This is a genomic window from Pseudorhodoferax soli, assembly GCF_003337555.1.
Taxonomy (GTDB): Bacteria; Pseudomonadota; Gammaproteobacteria; order Burkholderiales; family Burkholderiaceae_C; genus Pseudorhodoferax; species Pseudorhodoferax soli.
In genome coordinates, this window is sequence record NZ_QPJK01000001.1 from 384,177 (window position 1) to 401,785 (window position 17,609).

Sequence of the window (17,609 nt, forward strand, 5' to 3'; positions counted from 1 at the left end):
GAGGAGACGATGAAGCCAAAGTCTTGCATCACCACCTCCAACGGGCAACAACAGTTTGCCGACTTGGCCGCGTTCATGGGCGGCTGGTTCCATCAGGACTTCGACATCCACGGCGAATCCCTGGAGGAAGTGGTTGCGGCGTTCAAGGCCGAAGGCGACGCCGCGCTGGTGGCGCCGCTGGTCGACAACATCGACGCCTTCCTCGCCACAGGCGACGACGGCATGGAAGAACAGTTCCAGGAGTTCTTCCGGCCCGACGTCATCCCCACGTTTTTCCGCGCCACGATACGCGCGTTTCTTCTGGCCGTTCGCGAAGCGCTTGTGACGGGCCCTGGCTGAGTTGATCGTCTCGCGCTTGCCTTCGGCGGCATCTGCGTCGCATGGTGCTACGGCGCCCTTGACCACGCGAAGCCTGCCGCTTGGGCCTGCGTCGCGAGCGACGCGAGCAGGCGCTCGGCGAAGACCTCATCGAGCGCCAGCAACCCCAGCGCATCGCCATCGACGGCAGGCCTCGCGACGGCGAGGACACCACGGCTTCGCAACGCAGCCGCGCGCACGGCCCAACCGGGCTCCAACAGCGCCAGTGCCTGCGCAGGGGTCACATCCGGCGGCGGCGCATCGGGGGCGGACAGCAGCAAGACCTGCGACTGCAGCCACCACGGAAACGCCGGTGCCTCGAACATCTCTGCGATGGCTTCGGGGCGCCGCGAGCAGACCAGCGTGATCGCCGCACCGTGACCGCGCAGCCGTCCGATCACGGTGCGCAGCGCCGACTGCCCCGACGCCATGCGCGCGCAGTCGCCATCGTCGTCGCGCACCCATGCCGCCGGCCCTGCATGGCGGGTTCCGGCTCGCAGAAAACCGACTTTCGCGGTGCCAGCCAGCGCGCACGCAATGGTGCGGCCGATTGGCCGCGGCACGCCGGCGTCAGGCGATGCGGCATCCCAACCTAGCAGCCACACATGCGCCTCGTCCATGGCGGCCAGGTCGCCGAGTTGCCATGGCACCGCCATCGGTCCGCGCTGCGCCCACAGAACCGGCTTGTCCATGCGGCAGATTCTGCGCGGTCCGCCGCCGGGCGCGGGCCCGCGCCGATGACTTTAGTCTGTTGCCCGCCCCGCCCCCGCCCCCTACCGTTGCATGGACTGCACCAGCACCATGCCGGCCCCGATCACCCTCACCTCCCCGCTGCCGCCCGAGGACTTGCTGTTCGAGTCCATGCGCTGCTCCGAAGGCCTGAGCATGCTCGGCGAGATGCAGCTGGCCCTGGTCAGCGCCAAGCCCGACCTGAAGCCGCAAGACCTGCTCGGCAAGACCGTGGGCGTGACGGTGCAGCTGCAGGGCGACGCCAAGCGCCACTTCCACGGCCATGTGACGCGCTTCTCGATCGGTGCGCGCAGCGGCCGCTACTACGGCTACCAGGCCAGCGTGCGGCCCTGGCTGTGGTTCCTCACACGCACCACGGACTGCCGCATCTTCCAGGACCTGAGCGTGCCCGACATCGTGAAGAAGGTGTTCGAGGACCACGGCGGCGCCAGCTTCAAGTTCAACCTCTTCCGCAGCTACCGCAAGTGGGTCTACTGCGTGCAGTACCGCGAGAGCGACTACAACTTCGTCGCCCGCCTGCTCGAGCACGAGGGCATCTACTGGTACGTGGAACACGGCGAGGGCCAGCACAAGCTGGTGCTGGTGGACTCCAGGAGCGCGCACGACGCCGCGCCCGACTGCAAGGCGCTGCCCTACTACGAGAACCCCGGCGAGGCGCCGCCGGATGTCGAGTGCATCTCGGGCTGGCAGTTCGCCAGCGGCGTGGAGACTGACCACACGCTGCTGCGCAGCTACGACTTCGAGCGCCCGTCGACACCGCTGGAGGTCAAGGCCGAGACCAAGCCGCCCTACAAGATCGGCACGCTGGAGCAATACGACTGGCAGGGCGACTACGTGCAGGCCCCCGACGGCAAGCAGTGGGCCGAGGCCCGGCTGGACGAGCAGCAGACCCGCTACGACACCGCGCACGGAAGCAGCAACGCACACGGCGTCGAAGCCGGCCGGCTGCTGAACCTGGAGCGCCACCCGCGCGAGAGCCAGAACGCCGAATACCTGGTGACCCAGACCACTGTGCACGCGCGCAACGATGCCTACGAGACCGGCGGCAGCGCCGGCAGCTGGCAGTGCGAGTTCTCCGCCATCCCCTCAGGCCAGCAGTTCCGCCCGCCGCGCCGCACGCCCAAGCCCTTCGTGCAGGGGCCGCAGACGGCGGTGGTCACCGGCCCCAGCGGCGAGGAGCTGTTCACCGACAAATATGGGCGCGTGAAGGTGCAATTCCACTGGGACCGGCGGGGCAAGAAGGACGAGAAGAGCTCCTGCTGGGTGCGCGTGTCACACCCCTGGGCGGGCAAGAACTACGGCGCCATCCACATCCCCCGCATCGGCCAGGAGGTGGTGGTCGACTTCCTGGAAGGCGACCCGGACCAGCCGCTCGTCACCGGCCGCGTCTACAACGCCGAGCAGATGCCGCCCTGGACGCTGCCAGCCAACGCCACGCAGAGCGGCATCCTCACGCGCTCGAGCAAGGGCGGCGCCGTGGCCAACGCCAACGCGCTGCGCTTCGAGGACAAGAAGGGCAGCGAGCAGGTCTGGCTGCATGCCGAGAAGAACCAGGACATCGAGGTCGAGAACGACGAGACGCACTGGGTCGGGCACGACCGCACCAAGACCATCGACCACGACGAGACGGTGCATGTGAAGCACGACCGCACGGAGACGGTGGACCACAACGAGACCATCACCATCGGCGTGGACCGCAGCGAGCAGGTCGGCAACAACGAGACCATTGCCATCGGCGTGAACCGCACCGAGACCGTGGGCAGCAACGAGACCATCACCGTCGGTGCCAACCGCACCGAGACCGTGGGGGCGAACGAGACCATCTCCATCGGTTCGAACCGCACCATCACCGTGGGCGCCAGCGAGACCGCCACCGTGGCGCTGCAGCGCACGCACACGGTGGGCGTGAACGAGACCATCGCCATCGGCGCGGCGCAGGAGATCGCCATCGGCGCGATGCAGGTGGTGGCGGTGGGGGCGGCGCAGACCATCACGGTGGGCGCGAACCAGTCGACCAGCGTGGGCGCCAAGCAGAGCACCGACGTGGGCTCGGACCGCAGCCTGCAGGTGGGAGGCGCGCAGAGCACCAAGGTCGGCAAAGGGCGCAGCGTGTCGGTGGCCGACGACGATGCGCTCAAGGTGGGCAAGAACCTGGTGATCGATGCGGGCGACTCCGTGTCGATCAAGACCGGCAGCGCCAGTCTCACGATGAAGAAGGACGGCACGATCACCATCAAGGGCAAGGACATCCTGATCGATGGATCGGGAAAGATCAATGTGAAGGCTAGCGGAGCCGTCGCCGTCAAGGGCTCCAAGATCGGACTGAACTGAGGAGCACATTCGATGGACCGTGCACACGACCCGTTCCTGCAATTGGCAATGCCCGACGCGTCCGAGGATCTGTGCGCGACGGCGATGCGCGGTGCAGCTGCATCGACGGTGGCCGTGGCCCGGCTGGCAGGCTTCGATCTGTGGGAGCAAGCCCTGGTCGGCGGGATCGCGGCACGCCCAGGCCTGGTGATGGCTGCGCGCAGCACCGTGGCGTTGCAACACGCGATGGTGGGTCTGGATGTGGTGGTGCTGCTCGCAGAAGCCGACACGGACCCGCCGATCATCATCGGCGTCATCGCCCCTGCGGCCGCGCCAGCCACGCCGCATGATGGCGGAATGGCGGTCGTTGCCGACGGCGAGCGCCACGTGATTGAGGCCGAACGCGAGATCGTGCTGCGCTGTGGCGACGCCAGCATCACGCTGACACGTGCTGGCAAGATCATTGTGCAGGGCAACTACATCCTGAGCCGGTCGACCGGTCACCACAAGATCAAGGGCGCGGCCATCGACATCAACTGATGCCGTCCCGCGCGCAACAGCCATGTGGCAGATCGACAACCGAACTCCATTTGCCGCAGAACGCAGCTGGGTGCGAGGACGTGACGGCACCGAGATCTGGCTGGTGGCCGTGAAGGCCAGCTTCGACATCACCGCCGATGGCAAGCTCGAGGTCGCGCGGGAGCAACCCCCTGTGCTGAGGCTACCGCTCTACCACGGCGTAGAGGGCGCAAGCAGCATCCGGTATGAAGCGGACCTGGTGCTGACCAAGAAGACCTCCGACGTGCTCGTCGTCGGCCACGCCTGGGCACCGGCAGGCACGGCAGTGGTCAGAACCGATGTCGGCTTGCGGGTCGGTTCACTGCAAAAGGTGTTGCGCGTCTTCGGCGACAGGGTGTGGGGAAGCTTCGGCCCCTCGGCGCCAGAGCCATTCCAGAAAATGCCACTGGTGTACGAGCGAGCCTACGGAGGCGTCGACGCGAAATCGCGCATGCCGGACAAGGATTGGGACTGGCGGAACCCGGTCGGCTGCGGCTACGCCGTGTCCAGCGACCACGCCACGGGCATGAGGCTGCCGAACATCGAGTATCCCGATCGCTTGATCGGCTCCTGGCGTGACCGTCCACCACCTGCGGGCTTCGGCCCGATTGCCAGCCACTGGCAACCGCGCGCGGGCTATGCAGGAACCTACGACGCGCACTGGATGGCAACGCGCCAGCCCCTGCTGGCGGACGACCTGGACGACCGGCACTTCCAGTGCGCGCCGGCCGACCAGCAGACGCAAGAGTTCCTGCGCGGCGGTGAGCCGGTGACCCTGCTCAACCTGCATCCGCGCGGGCGCATCCATTTCACGCTGCCCAAGCTGTCTCTGGGCTTTGACACCCGTTTCGACGACGGCAGCCACCAGTTGCACCAGCACCGACGCCTGCACACGGTCATCCTCGAGCCGGACCTTCCACGGGTCTCGCTGGTGTGGCACAGCATGCTGCCCTGCCACTTCCGGGTGCACCAGCTGGAGCGGACCATCGTCACGCTGAAGATCGACCTCAGCACCGGCAACCGGCAGCCCGACGATGCCGACCTGGAACTGGCCTGAGATGCGCGAGCATGCCGTGATCGTTGCCATGGGTGCCTGCACTCCACTGGGCCGCGACGTCTGGGCCAGCGCAGCCGCGGTGCGCGCCGGCATCTCCGGCTTCGTGCAGCACCCCTACATGCTCGACACGGCCGGCGAACCCATGCGTGCCGCGATCGCACCCTGGCTGGACATCGGACTGGACGGCGCAGACCGGCTCGCGGCGCTGCTGTTCCCCGCCATCGACGAGGCACTCGCACCCGTGAGCAGCGCCAGCCTGGCGCCCTTGCGGATGGCCATCGCACTGGGCCTGCCGAGCGCCCGGCCAGGCTTTCCGGAGAGCCTGCCCCAGCAGATGCGCAGGCGCCTGCAGCACCACTACGGCGATGCGCTGGGCAGCGCAGCTTGTTTCACCGCCGGCCACGCTGCCGGGCTGCTGGCGATGCAGGCTGCGGTGAACAAGCTGGAGCAGGGCACGCTCGACGTTTGTCTGGTCGCAGGCGTCGACAGCTACATCGCCCCATTGGCATTGGAATGGCTGGAGGGCTGCAGCCAGCTGCATGGTGCTGGGCCCTCCAACAATGCCTGGGGTTTCATCCCGGGCGAAGGCGCTGCTGCGCTGGTGTTGATGCGGCAGGCCAAGGCGCGGGCCAGCGGCCTGCAGCCGCTGGCCCATGTGCTGGGTACCGGCACGGCCATGGAGGACAAACGCATCAAGACGCAGACCGTCTGCATCGGCGAGGGTCTGACCCAGGCGTTCCGGAACGCGCTCGGCGGCCTGCCCGATGGCACTCAGATCAGCGACGTCTACTGCGACCTGAATGGCGAACCCTATCGGGCGGACGAATTCGGCTTCACCGCGATGCGGACCCAGGCAAGCTTCGTCGCGGCTTCCGGATTCGTCGCCCCGGCCGATTGCTGGGGGGACGTCGCCGCCGCCGGCGGCCCCCTGCACCTGTGCTTGGCCACCGTGGCCGGATGCAAGGGCTACAGCCGGGGCGACATGGCGCTCGCCTGGGCCAGCTCGGAGCACGGCGAGCGCGCCGCGACGCTGCTCGCCACAGCAAGGAGGAACTGAGCATGGCGGTGACCATCAAGGTCAACGGCACCATGAACTCGCTGGTCCACAAGGGCAGCAGCGGCTTCTCGATCGCGACCATGCCGGACGTCTGCAAAACTCCGTCGCCCGGCGGACCGGTTCCGCTCCCATATCCAAACATCTCGCAGTCTGCCACGCTGGCCAAGGGCACGACGACCGTCAAGGCCGATGGCGGCATGATGATCGCCACCAAGGGCAGCGAGTTCAGCCTGTCCAACGGCGACAACCCCGGCGTGGCGGGCGGCGTCAATTCGTCGACCTTCATGAAGGAGAGCACCTGGATCCTGTACTCCTTCGACGTCAAGATGGATGGCCAGAACGCCTGCCGGTTGACCGACAAAAAGCTGCAGAACCACGAGAACACGGTGGACCTGGCCGGCGAATTCCAGAGCCCCCGTGAAGCGTTGCTGACGCTGCAGGCATGGGTCAAGGAATGCGACGGCTCTGTACCGAAGTCCAAGGGTGGGAAGAAGAAGTCGTGCCAGCAGCTCGGCCGGGAAAAGCATGCCTGCATGGAGGAGAAGATCGAGGACTACCGCAAAAAGAATCCCCACAAGACCCCGCCTCCTGCGCCGCCGGGTCATCCCGAGCCGGAGTGCGGCTATCCCAAGCCACCGGTCCCACCCGACCCGGGCTATGTGACACCGCCGCCAGGCCCCGGGCGCAGCGGCATCATCCAGGCGGCAGCCGCCCAGGGCGCGGCATCCGCCAAGGCGGCAGGTCTGACCGGCAAGGCCGCACGCAAGGCCGTCTCCAGGGCCATCGGCAAGGCGCTCAAGGGCCGCGTCTTCCCCGATGCGGCGATCAACCTGGGCGGCGGCAAGAAGTTGTTCGTAGACTTCAAGTTCCCCTGCCCCAAGGGCCAGCCCTCGGGGCACAAGCGTGGCTCGAGGAACAAACTGTCCAAGGGCAATTCCAACACCAGAATGAGCAAAGACCAGCGTGAGACCTACCAGGCGCTAAACCAGGGAACCGGAAGCTCCAAGCGGACCCTGTCGATCACGCCGGGCGGCTTTCATGCCTACTGAGGCACACCCATGACCGACTGGTCTTCGTTTGACATCGGCGTGCGCACGGAGGAATCCAGCCAGCGCGTCGCGCGGGCCTGCATCACCGTCCAACTGTACGGCGGCGCCGCTTTCGCGCGCCAGGCACATGTGCTCTACCGGAACTGGCTCGACCGTGTCCCCGCGGACGCGCCCTTGCACTATGTCAACCGCAGCGCGCTGTCGCCCCGCCCGCTTGCACCGAAGGACCGCCAACGCATCGATGCGGCGCTCGTGCGCTGCAGCGCCAAGAACGAGTACTACTGGATCAACTCCGCACCAGGCTACGAACTGGGCGCGCACACCCTGGAGATCGACCTGTGGCCCGACAACGACGCGGTTTCCAGCGCAGTCGTCATGTGCCGGGCGTTGGACAGCGCCGTCACGCCTGCACTAGCGGCCGAACTGCTGCAGGAGTTCACGGCGCTGCTGCAGACCGATGGACTGGTGCACGCCAGCGCGGGTCTGGGCATGGGGGTCATCTGGGGCGACGACTTCGAACAGGCCTGCGGGCCCAGGCTGTTCGCGACCTGCATGCGCCACCTGGGCCTGGACCTGCCCAACCGGGCCGTTTACGCCTACCTGCGGGAGCACATCAAGGGGCCGGGCTGGCTGACCTTCCTCTCGCAGCCGCTGGCGCCTCGCCTCGCCACCGCCACCGGTGCGCCTGCCGGCTACCGCGAAGTCGATCTGGAGCACGGTGGCCGCCTGCTGATCGCGGGCAACCTGCCGCCATTGGGCGACGTGAACCGGCGCGCGCCGGACATTGCCGGCCTGCGGCACGCCGCCAAGGTGCTGCGCCCCTTGCGCATGACACGGTGGGTCGACATTCCCCTGCCGCTCGATTCGTTCGATGTGGAAACGGATGTCTGGTTGTCCCGTCTGGATGGCACGGCGCCATGACCCGCTTGCTCGTCCAGCGCAGCTTCCCGGACCGGTGGTCCGAGCTGGCGGTCCACTGGGACCAGGGCAGCGTACCCAAAGACAGCGCGGACCTGTGCGAGATCTGCGTGATGATGTTCGTTTCCCTGCTCGAGACCCTGGAGCCTGGGCCGGCTCAGAGCAGTCTCGATCCCATAGGCAGTGCACCCAGGGCCGGCGTGCTCACCTGGTCGCCGCTGCCGCTGCCCATGCAGCCTCAGTGGCTGGGCGTGCTGAAAGGCATGCTCCGCCACCTGCCGACACCGCCCGACCGAGCCCTTGTCGGGCGCGGCGGGATGACGGACTGGTGCGAGTGGATGCCGCCCGTGTCGGAAGCACCGCTCGATGCGTTCGGCATCGCCGACTGGCGCGAAGCCGATGCGCTGTCCGTGGAGATCGAGCTGCCGAGCGTGCTGCATCCCGGTGCGCAGGATGCGCTCGACGACGTCATCGACATCTGGTTGTCGGTCGGTGCGTTGGGCGGCTTCGCTGCCGACGGCGACCCCGTTCCATCTCTGCTGATCCCCAACGGCGGCCTCCAGGTCAATGGCGATCTGTGCTGGCTGGCGCTGGCCAGCGCGCAGGTCGATGACCTGGCCTTCGAGGCGCTGGCGCGCATGGTGCACCAGCTCGGCGGGCCGTTCGCACAAGCCACCTTGCGCATCGAATGATGCATGCAGGAGTGCACATCCGTTGACGACCACACCATGGACATGCTCATCGCCCTGCACGCTGCGCCCGCCGTCCCCGCTCTGCTTGCCTTGGCCGTGCGCAAACCCCTCGCTCCCGAACACAACCTCGTCACCGCCTGGATCGCCCACCACTTCTCCCCCGCCTGGGCCAGCGAAGCCCGCGCCGCCCTCGCCAACCGCCCTCTCACCCTCTTCATCGCCACCCGCGGCAACCCCGCCGAACTGCTGGGCTTCTGCGCCTACGACGCCACCGCCCGCGGCTTCGTCGGCCCCATCGGCGTGCGCGACACCGCCCGCCGCAGCGGCATCGGCGCAGCCCTGCTGCTGGCCTGCCTGCACGACATGCGCGCCATGGGCTACGGCTACGCCATCGCCGGTGCCGTCGGCGCGCCCGAGTTCTTTCGCCAGGTCGCGGGCGCCATGGAGATCCCGAACTCCACGCCCGGCATCTACGCCGGCATGCTGCGCGCGCCATGACTTTCGTTCATTGCCGCGCCGCGGCGCCGCGTTCAGCATGCCCCCATGCCCGAAGCCGCCCGCGACGAGACACTGCACGTTTCCGCCCCGCCTGAGGCGGATGCACAGGCCACGCCGCTCGACGCCGATGCCACCCGCATCGCGCCCCACACCTCCGGCCCGCGCGCGCCGCCGACCCACACCCGGCTGCACACCCAGACCAGCACCCGCACCCCACACACCCGCGGCAGCGGCCTGACCCTGCCGGGCGGCAGCGCCCACGCGGCCGACCTCGAGGTGCGCCAGGTCGGCCGCTACCAGATCCTCGCCAAGCTCGGGCGCGGCGGCATGGCCACGGTGTTCCGCGCGCACGACCCCGACATCGGCCGCGACGTGGCGATCAAGTTCCTGCACGCCTCGCTGTGCGAGGACGAGGAGTACCGCACGCGCTTCCTGCGCGAGGCGCGCGCGGCCGGCGGCCTGTCGCACCCGCACATCGTGACCGTGCACGACGTCGGCGAGATCGACGGCCGCCCCTACATGGCGATGGAGCTGCTGGACGGCGATCCGCTGGCCGACCTGCTGCAAGGCGGCCAGCCGCTGCCGGTCCGCGACGTGGTGGTCATGGGCATCCAGCTCGCGCAGGCGCTGGACTACGCCCACCAGCGCGGCATCGTGCACCGCGACATCAAGCCCGGCAACATGGCGCGGCTGCACGGCGGGCAGACCATCAAGGTGATGGACTTCGGCATCGCGCACATGGTGGCCACCTCGGCAGGCGAGCAGCGCACGCGCGTGGGCGACGTGCTGGGCACGCCGCAGTACATGTCGCCCGAGCAGATGCAGGGCGGCAAGATCGACGGCCGCTCGGACCTCTTCACGGCCGGCATCGTGCTCTACCAGATGCTGACCGGGCAGCGCCCCTTCCAGGGCGACAGCGTGGTCACGCTGGCGCTGAAGATCTCCAAGGAAGACCCGACGCCGATCGAGAAGCTGCGCCCCGAGGTACCGCCCGCGCTGCGCCGCGTGGTCGACCGCTGCCTGGCCAAGGCACCCGAGCGGCGCCACCAGAGCGGCGCGGCGCTGGCCGAGGCGCTGCAGCGCGTGCTGGCCGAGATGGACGAGCAGGCGCGCGCGGGCGAAGGCACGCAGGCGCGCGGCGTGCCGCTGCGGCTCAAATGGGCTGGCCTCATGGCCTTGATCGTGGCCGTGGTGATGGCCATCACGGCTTCGGTGATCGTGCAGCGCCAGCAGGCCGCGCTGATGGCCCAGGTGGGCGATTCGGGCGCCGCGCTGACGCGCTTCATCGCGGCGCAGAACGCGGTGCCGGCGCTGTCCGATGACTGGGTGGTGGTCGACGTGGCGCTGCAGAACCTCATGCAGACGCGCGATTTCGAGAGCATCACCGTGACCGACCGCGGCGGCGTGGTGCGCGCCGCGAGCCGGCCCGAGCTGGTGGGCCAGCCCTGGCGCGCGCCGGCCGGCGAGGCGCTGGGCGAGGCCGGCGGCGTGCAGCGCACGCGCTACGAGGCTGGCGGCGAGACCGTGCTGGGCTTTTCGGCGCCCATCACCTTCCAGGGCAAGGCCGTGGGCCAGGTCGTGCTGGGCCTGCCCGAGCGCGCGTTGGCCGCCGTGGCGCGCCAGTCGCAGTGGCTGATGGCGGTGCTGGCCCTGGTCACGGTGGCGGCCGTGGCGCTGGCCATGTACCTGGTGGGCACCTGGTTCGCGCGGCCGATCCGGCTGGTCGGCGAAGCCATGGACGAGATCACCGCGGGGCGGCTGGACTTCCGCATCAGCGAGCAGCGCAAGGACGAGTTCGGCCAGCTCTACGCGGCCTTCGACCGCATGGCCCAAACGCTGCAGGAGCGTGCTGCGCCGCCGGCTGCCGAGGCCCCGCCCCCGGCCGAACAACCGGGTTGACGCCATGCGGCCGTTGCCCTGCCTGCTGCGCGCTGCTTCGGCCCTGGTGCCTGCACTGCTGCTGGCGGCCTGCGGCACCGGGCCGATGGCACCGCCTGCGGCCGCCCCGGCAACGCCTGTGGCCGCGGTGCCTGCCGCGCAGGACGGCGTGGTCGCGCGCGGCGAGCGCCTGCTGGTCTACCTGCCGCGCAGCGGCGACACGCTGCGCAGCGTCGCCGCGCAATGGCTGGGCGGCGAGGAGCAAGACTGGCAGATCGCCGCGGCCAATGGCGGCATTGCCCAGCCGCAGCCCGGTGTGCCGCTGGTGGTGCCGCTGTCGAGCCCCAACCCGGGTGGCATCTCCGGTGACAGCTACCAGACCGTGCCCGTGCTGTGCTACCACCGTTTCGGCAGTGGCGGCGGCCGCATGACGGTCACGCCGGCGCGCTTCGCCGAGCAGATGCAATGGCTGGTGGACAACGGCTACCGCGTGGTCCGGCTCGCGCAACTGGGCGACTACCTCGCGGGCCGCGCCGCGCTGCCGCCGCGCGCCGTGGTCGTCACGGTGGACGACGGCTATGCCTCGTTCCACCAGCATGCCTGGCCGGTGCTGCGCCGGCTCGGCCTGCCCGCCACGCTGTTCGTCTACACCGACTTCATCGGCGCCGGGCTCGCCGTGGGTTGGCCGCAGCTGCAGGAACTGTCGGCATCGGGCCTCGTCGACGTGCAGGTGCATTCCAAGACGCACCGCAACCTGATCGAGCGCCAGGGCGGCGAGAGCGACGAGCGCTACCGCCAGAGCCTGGACCAGGAGATCCGCGTGCCGCGCGAACTGCTGCAGCAGCGGTTGCCCACGCCGGTGCAGCACTACGCCTACCCGTTCGGCGACGCCAATGAACAGGTGCTCGACCTGCTGGCGCGCCAGCACTACACGCTGGCCGTCACCGTCACGCCGGGCGGCAATGCGTTCTTCGCCCAGCCGTTCATGCTGCGGCGAACGATGGTCTTCGGCGACCACGACATGGAGGCGTTCCGGGCGCGCCTGCAGACCAGCCGGCGCATCGGCGCGCAGCCATGAGGGCAGCGTCGGCGCCGCTGCTGGCCGCCTGCGCGCTGGCGCTGTCCGCCTGCGCGCTGGCGCTGTCCGGCTGCGCCAGCGCGCCCCCCTCCGGGCCGCCCGCGGACCGCGCGGCCGCCCCGTCGCCCGGCCAGCAGGAGCAGGCCGTCGGCCGCTTCGAGGGCCTGCAGCGGGTGCGCGCACTGCAACTGGAAGACGAGGGCCAGTGGGCCGACGCGGCCTGGACCTGGGAGGTTCTGGTGGTGCTGCGGCCTGCGCATGCGCCGTACCGCGAACGCGCTGCCGCGCTGCGCCAGCGCATCGCCGCCGCGGTGGTCGAGCAACTGGAACGCGCGGAAGCGGCCCAGAGGCGCGGCGCGCCGGACCAGGCCGCCACCCACTACCTGCGCGCGCTGGCGCTGCAGCCCGACCATGCGCAGGCAGCCGATGCACTGCGCGCGCTCGAACGCGAGCGCAACCGGCGCATGTACCTGGGCAAGCCCTCGCGCCTCACCATCCAGCGGCGCGACGGGCTGGAGGCTGCGCCGCCACGGCTGCGGCCGGCGGCGAAGCCGCCCGCGGGCAACAAGGCCGACGTGCCCTGAGCCACGCGCTCATTTCAGCTTGTCGGCCCGCTCCTGCAGCTGCTGGGCCTTCTGCCGTTCCAGCCGCGCCGTCTCGTTCGCCGGTTCGAGTTCGAGCACGCGGTCCCAGCCGCGGATGGCGCCGGCCAAGTCCTGGCGGGCGAAGGCCGAGCGCGCGGCCAGGCTGTGGCGTTCCACGAGGCGCTTGCGCGCGGCATCCGCGCGTGCCTTGGCACCCGGCTGGTCGAGTGCGGCCGCGCGCTCGTACTCGGCCAGCGCGCGTTCGGCCTGGCCTGCGCGTTCGGCCGCCTCTGCGCTGCGCAGCGCTTGCTCGCCCGGCGAGGGCTCGGGCGCTGGCGCCGGTGCCGCGGGCGGCTGCGGTACCGGTGCGGGCGCTGCGGCAGGCGGCTCGGCCGGTGCTGGTGGTGGCGCTGGTGCAGGGGCGGCCCGGCTGGGCGCTGGTGCCGGCGGCCGCGCTGTGGGCTCGGGCGCGGCGGCAGTGCCGCCCGCGGGAGGCCTGCCGGGGATGCGCAGCACCTGCCCGCTGCTGATCTGCTTGGGCACGGAGAGGCCGTTGTAGCGCGCCAGGATGTAGAAGGCGTAGAGGTCGTTCAGGAAGCGCTGGGCGATGCGCGACAGCGTGTCGCTGGGCCGCACCGTGTAGTTGAAGGACTCGCGGCCGAGTTCGGCCGGGTCCATCGTGATCTGGCGCATCAGGTTCACGGCCAGCTTGTTGTTGAAGTCCAGCGCCAGCGCGCGTTCCAGTTCGGCGCGCGCTTCGTCCTCCTTGCCCGCCTCCAGCAGGTCGATCACGGCCCGCGCGATCTTCTGCGCCTGCGCCGCCTCGGCCGCCGTGGCAGGGCGCTGCGGCGCGCGCGGCGGCGGGGGCTCGGGCTCGGGCGGCGGTGGCGGGGCCGCCGGCATGGTGGGCACCGGCGCGGGTGCCGGTGAAGGCGGTGCGGCACAGCCGGCCAGCAGCACCAGCACCGCCACGAAGACCAGGGATGGTTTCGGCATGGAAGACGCTCTCGATGCGACGCCTGCAGTATGGGAGCCGCGTGCGCATTGCGCAGGTGACTTTCGGACATTGCCGTGGGGCGCTCCCCACGCGCAGCATGCCCTCGTGCAAGCGCCCTTCGCCCCGGTTCCCATGCAGGCCGAGCCCGCCACCGCCGCGCCCGCGCCGCGCCCCGTGCTGCAGCGCCCGCCGATCGCGGCCATCGTCCAGCAGCATGCCGACGATGCGCTGCACCTGCGCCACGTGCGCTCGGTGTTGGTGCGCGCGCCGCATGTGCGGCTGTTGCAGCTGGGCCGTCTCGACGAGCGGCTGGACGCCCACCTGGACGGCCTGGCCGTGGCCGGGGAGTACGGCCAGGCACGGGCGCAGGCCGCGCTGGAGCAGCCCGGCTGCGGCGAGGTCTTCGCGGCCCTGACCGCCGCGCTGCAGGCGCAGGACGCGGCCATGCAGCAACGCGTGCTGGCGCTTGCGCCCACCGCGCCCGAGGCCCGGCGCGGCATCGTCTCGGCGCTGGGCTGGACCAGCGCGCCCTTGTTGCGCGAACCCGTGCGTGCGCTGCTGGCCGCGGCCCTGCCCTGGCAGCGCGCGCTCGGCATGGACGCCTGCCGGCTGCACCGCGTCGATCCCGGCCCGGCGCTGGCCAAGGCCCTGCGCGAAGCCGACCCCGTGCTGCGCCTGGCCGCGCTGCGCGCCGCGGCCGCGCTGGGCCGCAGGGACCTGCTGCCGCTGGTGCTGGCCGCGCTGGACACGCCCTCCCTGGCTGCAGCCGCCGCCCATGCCGCCTGCCTGCTCGGCGACCGTGGTGCGGCCTTGCGCACCCTCGCGCAGGCGGCCTTCGCCACGCCCGCCGCCTGCGACCTGCTGCGCCCCCTGGCCGTGCAGGCGCTGGCGCCCGAACAGGCGCGCGCGCAGCTGCGCCAGCTGATGCCCATGGCCCCGCGCGAGGCCGTGCGCGCCATCGGCTGGCTCGGCGACGCGCGGCTCGTGCCCTGGCTCATCGAACGCATGGAAGATGCTGCGCTGGCACGCGTGGCCGGCGAGGCCTTCTCCACCATCACCGGCGCCGACCTGGCGGCGCTGGCGCTGGAACGGCCTGCGCCCGCGGACTTCGCGGCCGGCCCCAACGACGACCCGGACGACGACGACGTGGCGCTGGACGACGACGAGAACCTGCCCTGGCCCGACCCGCCGCGCGTGCAGCGCTGGTGGCAGGCGCAGGCATCCGCCTTCGCAGGCGCCGCGCCCTGCTTCGTTGGCGCAGCGCCGACGCCCGAGCACCTGGGCCAGGTGCTGCGCACGGGCACCCAGCGCCAGCGCGCGCTCGCGGCCCAGCGGCTGGTGCTGCTGCAGCCGGGGCAGGCCTTGTTCAACGTGGCAGCTCCGACCTGGCGGCAGCGCCGCCTGCTCGGCCTGCCAGGCCGCGGCGGCTGATGCACACCGATCTGGTGTTCGCACTGCTGGCCGTTGCCTTCCTGGTGGCGGCCGCGGTGCGCGCACTGCGGCTGCGGCGCGCCGACGGCGCGGTGCGCACCTGGGCCTGGCTGGCGCTGGTGTTCGGCGCCGTCGCCACCTGGCTGGCCATGACTTTCGGACATTGAGCGCGGCGCCCTGCGGCCCCACCATGGCCGGGCCGAAGGAGCGCTTCACCATGACCCTGACCCTGCGCGCGGTGTCGCTGAACGAGCTGCCGCTGACCCAGCCGATCACGGCCCAGTTCGACGGCCGGGGCGGCACCATCGGCAGGGCCGACCACAACACGCTGGCCCTGCCCGACCCGGAGCGCCACATCTCGCGCCAGCAGGCCGAGATCCAGGCCCGGCCGCAGGGCGGTTTCCTGATCCGCAACATCGGCAGCGCCAACCCCATCGTGGTCGCGGGCCAGCCGCTGCTGCAGGGCGAATCGGCACCGCTGCAGGCGCGCGACGAGGTGCGCATCGGCGGCTACCGGCTGGAGGTGGTGGCCGGCCTGGAGCCCGATGCAGGGGCCACGCTGCTGCGGCCGGCAGCGCCGGCCATGCCGGTCGGTGCGGGCAATCCCTTCGCGGACCTGCTCGGCGCCGGCACCACGCCATCCCGGGCGCCGCCCGCCCGTGCAGCGCCGGCAGCCGCGCTGCTGCCCGACGACTTCGATCCCTTCGCCGCGCGCGCGGACAGCCGGCGCGCACCGGCGCCCGCGCCCATGCCGGCGGCGACCGCCGACGACCCCTTCGCCGACCTGCTGCCCGCCAGCGAGGGCCGCTCGCTGGACGAGATGTTCGGCCTGGCGTCGGGCACGCCGACGCACGACGCGATGGCGGGCTTCCTGGCCGGCACCGCCGGCACCACGCCCACGCACCCGGCTGCGCCGGCCACGCAGGCGGACCATGCGCCGCTGCTGCAGACGCCTTTCGTGCCACGCCCCGTGCCGAGCCCGGTGCCGGTGCCGGCGCCGATGCCGGCGCCGATGGCCGCGCCGCCGCCGGCCGCCCCCGCGGGCGCCGACCCGCTCTGGGACGCCTTCTGCGCCGGCGCCGGCATCCGGCCCGATCCGGCCCAGGGCGGCGGCGTCGAACGCATGCAGCTGGTCGGCGAGCTGCTGCGCGCGGCCATCGACGGCACCCTGAAGATGCTGGCCGTGCGCGCGGCCACGCGCCAGGAGTTGCGCGCCAACGTGACCATGATCCGCGCGCGCGACAACAACCCGCTCAAGTTCTCGCCCGACGCGCAGTCCGTGCTGGAGCAGCTGCTGCGCCCACCGCTGCGCGGTTTCCTGCCCGCCGGCGAGGCCATGCACGACGCCATGCAGGACCTGGTGGGCCACACCATCGGCAGCATGGCCGGCACGCGCGCTGCGCTGGAGGGCGTGCTGGCCCGCTTCGAGCCGACGGTGCTGGAGTCCAAGCTCAGTGGCCGCTCGGTGCTCGACAGCGTGCTGCCGCAGAACCGCAAGGCCAGGCTCTGGGAGCTGTACCTGCGCCACTTCGAGGCACTGCGCGAAGAGGCCCGCGAGGACTTCCATGCCCTGTTCGGCAAGGCCTTCCTCGAAGCCTACGAAGAGCAGTTGCAGCGGCTGGCCCGGCACGCCGGCGACAAGCAATGACGGCACCACCTCTGCGCCTGCAGGTGGCAGCCTGCAGCGAACAGGGAACACGCGCCATCAACGAGGACGTGGTGCTCATGCGCGACAACGGCCCGGCCTGGTTCGCCGTGCTGGCCGATGGCGCGGGCGGCCATGCCGATGGCGCCGAGGCAGCGCGCCGGGCCGTCGGCAGCCTGCAGGCCGGCCTGGGCGATGCCACGCTGCCCTGGCGGCCAGAGCTGCTGACCGATGCGGTGCTGGCCGCCCATGCCGAGGTGCGCGAGGGCCGGCGCGCGCAGGCGCCCATGCACACCACCGTGGTGGCGCTGTGCCTGGACCCGCGCCGCGGTGTCGCGCTGTGGAGCCATGTGGGCGATTCGCGGCTGTACCGCCTGCGCGGCCACAGCATCGACCAGGTCACGCGCGACGACACGCTGGTGCAGGGCCTCATCGACGCCGGTGTGCTGACGCCCGAGCAGGCCACGCACCACCCGCACAAGCACCACCTGGCGGCCGCGCTGGGGATCGAAGGCGAGCTGCAGCCGCACACCACGGCCGAGCAGCCGCTGGCCAGCGGCGATGTGTTCCTGCTGTGCAGCGACGGCTGGTGGGCCAGCGTGGGCGATGCCGGCATCGTCGCGAGCCTGGTGGCGGCCGACTCGCCGCAGGCCTGGCTGGCGGCCATGCGCGATGCCATCGCGGCGCAAGGCCGGCGCGACCAGGACAACTACAGCGCGATCGCGGTGTGGATCGTGGCCGCCGACTGAC

At 71.0% G+C, this 17,609-nt stretch carries 18 protein-coding genes; 16 read left to right on the forward strand and 2 right to left on the reverse strand.

All coding sequences use genetic code 11. The features are described from left to right. The first annotated feature begins 9 nt into the window (after positions 1 to 9). A complete protein-coding gene (locus DES41_RS01670; RefSeq protein WP_114465319.1) occupies positions 10 to 339 on the forward strand; it encodes a contact-dependent growth inhibition system immunity protein in 330 nt (109 codons plus the stop codon). A gap of 47 nt (positions 340 to 386) precedes the next feature. On the opposite strand, the gene DES41_RS01675 is transcribed toward DES41_RS01670, so the two are convergent. Continuing rightward, positions 387 to 1,049, reverse strand: coding sequence for a hypothetical protein (locus DES41_RS01675; RefSeq protein WP_114465321.1), 663 nt, complete (start codon positions 1,047 to 1,049; stop codon positions 387 to 389). A 109-nt stretch (positions 1,050 to 1,158) separates the two neighbouring features. On the opposite strand from DES41_RS01675, the gene DES41_RS01680 reads away from it, so the two are divergent. From DES41_RS01680 to DES41_RS01730, 11 genes are all read left to right on the forward strand, one after another. Further along, a complete protein-coding gene (locus tag DES41_RS01680) occupies positions 1,159 to 3,438 on the forward strand; it encodes a type VI secretion system Vgr family protein (protein ID WP_114466779.1) in 2,280 nt (759 codons plus the stop codon). Positions 3,439 to 3,450: 12 nt separating this feature from the next. Then, a complete protein-coding gene (locus DES41_RS01685; protein WP_114465322.1) occupies positions 3,451 to 3,957 on the forward strand; it encodes a DUF6484 domain-containing protein in 507 nt (168 codons plus the stop codon). Between the two features lie 22 nt (positions 3,958 to 3,979). Next, positions 3,980 to 5,032: a DUF2169 family type VI secretion system accessory protein gene (locus DES41_RS01690; protein WP_114465323.1), complete on the forward strand. Its 1,053-nt coding sequence runs from the start codon at positions 3,980 to 3,982 to the stop codon at positions 5,030 to 5,032. A 1-nt stretch (position 5,033) separates the two neighbouring features. Continuing rightward, positions 5,034 to 6,089: a beta-ketoacyl synthase N-terminal-like domain-containing protein gene (locus tag DES41_RS38970; RefSeq protein ID WP_245965539.1), complete on the forward strand. Its 1,056-nt coding sequence runs from the start codon at positions 5,034 to 5,036 to the stop codon at positions 6,087 to 6,089. Positions 6,090 to 6,169: 80 nt separating this feature from the next. Then, positions 6,170 to 7,138: a DUF4150 domain-containing protein gene (locus tag DES41_RS38680; RefSeq protein ID WP_245965586.1), complete on the forward strand. Its 969-nt coding sequence runs from the start codon at positions 6,170 to 6,172 to the stop codon at positions 7,136 to 7,138. A gap of 9 nt (positions 7,139 to 7,147) precedes the next feature. After that, the gene (locus tag DES41_RS01705; RefSeq protein WP_114465329.1) at positions 7,148 to 8,059 is read left to right on the forward strand and encodes a type VI immunity family protein; all 912 of its coding nucleotides are present in this window, start codon (positions 7,148 to 7,150) and stop codon (positions 8,057 to 8,059) included. Then, positions 8,056 to 8,748 (forward strand): hypothetical protein, encoded by a 693-nt coding sequence (locus DES41_RS01710; RefSeq protein WP_114465331.1) that lies wholly within the window; start codon positions 8,056 to 8,058, stop codon positions 8,746 to 8,748. The genes DES41_RS01705 and DES41_RS01710 overlap by 4 nt, the downstream gene beginning before the upstream one ends. A gap of 36 nt (positions 8,749 to 8,784) precedes the next feature. Continuing rightward, positions 8,785 to 9,246, forward strand: coding sequence for a GNAT family N-acetyltransferase (locus DES41_RS01715; protein WP_170168073.1), 462 nt, complete (start codon positions 8,785 to 8,787; stop codon positions 9,244 to 9,246). 45 nt (positions 9,247 to 9,291) lie between these two features. Then, positions 9,292 to 11,145 (forward strand): protein kinase domain-containing protein, encoded by a 1,854-nt coding sequence (locus DES41_RS01720; RefSeq protein ID WP_114465337.1) that lies wholly within the window; start codon positions 9,292 to 9,294, stop codon positions 11,143 to 11,145. Between the two features lie 4 nt (positions 11,146 to 11,149). After that, positions 11,150 to 12,202 carry a polysaccharide deacetylase family protein gene (locus DES41_RS01725; RefSeq protein ID WP_147282788.1) on the forward strand — a complete coding sequence of 351 codons (1,053 nt, stop codon included), beginning with the start codon at positions 11,150 to 11,152 and terminating at the stop codon, positions 12,200 to 12,202. After that, entirely contained in the window at positions 12,199 to 12,786 is a 588-nt protein-coding gene (locus DES41_RS01730; protein ID WP_114465340.1) for a hypothetical protein, read from the forward strand. Before DES41_RS01725 ends, DES41_RS01730 begins: the two co-directional genes overlap by 4 nt. A gap of 9 nt (positions 12,787 to 12,795) precedes the next feature. On the opposite strand, the gene DES41_RS01735 is transcribed toward DES41_RS01730, so the two are convergent. Next, positions 12,796 to 13,782, reverse strand: coding sequence for a LysM peptidoglycan-binding domain-containing protein (locus tag DES41_RS01735; protein ID WP_114465342.1), 987 nt, complete (start codon positions 13,780 to 13,782; stop codon positions 12,796 to 12,798). 106 nt (positions 13,783 to 13,888) lie between these two features. Between DES41_RS01735 and DES41_RS01740 the strand changes: the two genes are divergently transcribed. The 4 genes from DES41_RS01740 to DES41_RS01750 are packed head-to-tail and all read left to right on the forward strand — an operon-like array spanning position 13,889 to position 17,608. Further along, positions 13,889 to 15,214, forward strand: a complete 1,326-nt coding sequence (locus tag DES41_RS01740) for a TIGR02270 family protein (protein WP_211332877.1) — start codon at positions 13,889 to 13,891, stop codon at positions 15,212 to 15,214. Continuing rightward, positions 15,214 to 15,381 carry a hypothetical protein gene (locus DES41_RS38290; RefSeq protein WP_170168074.1) on the forward strand — a complete coding sequence of 56 codons (168 nt, stop codon included), beginning with the start codon at positions 15,214 to 15,216 and terminating at the stop codon, positions 15,379 to 15,381. The genes DES41_RS01740 and DES41_RS38290 overlap by 1 nt, the downstream gene beginning before the upstream one ends. 50 nt (positions 15,382 to 15,431) lie before the next feature. Continuing rightward, positions 15,432 to 16,862, forward strand: a complete 1,431-nt coding sequence (gene tagH, locus DES41_RS01745) for a type VI secretion system-associated FHA domain protein TagH (RefSeq protein WP_170168075.1) — start codon at positions 15,432 to 15,434, stop codon at positions 16,860 to 16,862. Then, positions 16,859 to 17,608 carry a PP2C family protein-serine/threonine phosphatase gene (locus DES41_RS01750; protein ID WP_114465347.1) on the forward strand — a complete coding sequence of 250 codons (750 nt, stop codon included), beginning with the start codon at positions 16,859 to 16,861 and terminating at the stop codon, positions 17,606 to 17,608. The genes tagH and DES41_RS01750 overlap by 4 nt, the downstream gene beginning before the upstream one ends. Position 17,609 lies beyond the last annotated feature (1 nt).

Bases quoted from the DNA above. Each gene is read 5' to 3' on its own strand.
- DES41_RS01670 (WP_114465319.1), top strand. From the start codon at position 10: ATGAAGCCAAAGTCTTGCATCACCACCTCCAACGGGCAACAACAGTTT.
- DES41_RS01675 (WP_114465321.1), bottom strand. From the start codon at position 1,049: ATGGACAAGCCGGTTCTGTGGGCGCAGCGCGGACCGATGGCGGTGCCA.
- DES41_RS01680 (WP_114466779.1), top strand. From the start codon at position 1,159: ATGCCGGCCCCGATCACCCTCACCTCCCCGCTGCCGCCCGAGGACTTG.
- DES41_RS01685 (WP_114465322.1), top strand. From the start codon at position 3,451: ATGGACCGTGCACACGACCCGTTCCTGCAATTGGCAATGCCCGACGCG.
- DES41_RS01690 (WP_114465323.1), top strand. From the start codon at position 3,980: ATGTGGCAGATCGACAACCGAACTCCATTTGCCGCAGAACGCAGCTGG.
- DES41_RS38970 (WP_245965539.1), top strand. From the start codon at position 5,034: ATGCGCGAGCATGCCGTGATCGTTGCCATGGGTGCCTGCACTCCACTG.
- DES41_RS38680 (WP_245965586.1), top strand. From the start codon at position 6,170: ATGCCGGACGTCTGCAAAACTCCGTCGCCCGGCGGACCGGTTCCGCTC.
- DES41_RS01705 (WP_114465329.1), top strand. From the start codon at position 7,148: ATGACCGACTGGTCTTCGTTTGACATCGGCGTGCGCACGGAGGAATCC.
- DES41_RS01710 (WP_114465331.1), top strand. From the start codon at position 8,056: ATGACCCGCTTGCTCGTCCAGCGCAGCTTCCCGGACCGGTGGTCCGAG.
- DES41_RS01715 (WP_170168073.1), top strand. From the start codon at position 8,785: ATGGACATGCTCATCGCCCTGCACGCTGCGCCCGCCGTCCCCGCTCTG.
- DES41_RS01720 (WP_114465337.1), top strand. From the start codon at position 9,292: ATGCCCGAAGCCGCCCGCGACGAGACACTGCACGTTTCCGCCCCGCCT.
- DES41_RS01725 (WP_147282788.1), top strand. From the start codon at position 11,150: ATGCGGCCGTTGCCCTGCCTGCTGCGCGCTGCTTCGGCCCTGGTGCCT.
- DES41_RS01730 (WP_114465340.1), top strand. From the start codon at position 12,199: ATGAGGGCAGCGTCGGCGCCGCTGCTGGCCGCCTGCGCGCTGGCGCTG.
- DES41_RS01735 (WP_114465342.1), bottom strand. From the start codon at position 13,782: ATGCCGAAACCATCCCTGGTCTTCGTGGCGGTGCTGGTGCTGCTGGCC.
- DES41_RS38290 (WP_170168074.1), top strand. From the start codon at position 15,214: ATGCACACCGATCTGGTGTTCGCACTGCTGGCCGTTGCCTTCCTGGTG.
- tagH (WP_170168075.1), top strand. From the start codon at position 15,432: ATGACCCTGACCCTGCGCGCGGTGTCGCTGAACGAGCTGCCGCTGACC.
- DES41_RS01750 (WP_114465347.1), top strand. From the start codon at position 16,859: ATGACGGCACCACCTCTGCGCCTGCAGGTGGCAGCCTGCAGCGAACAG.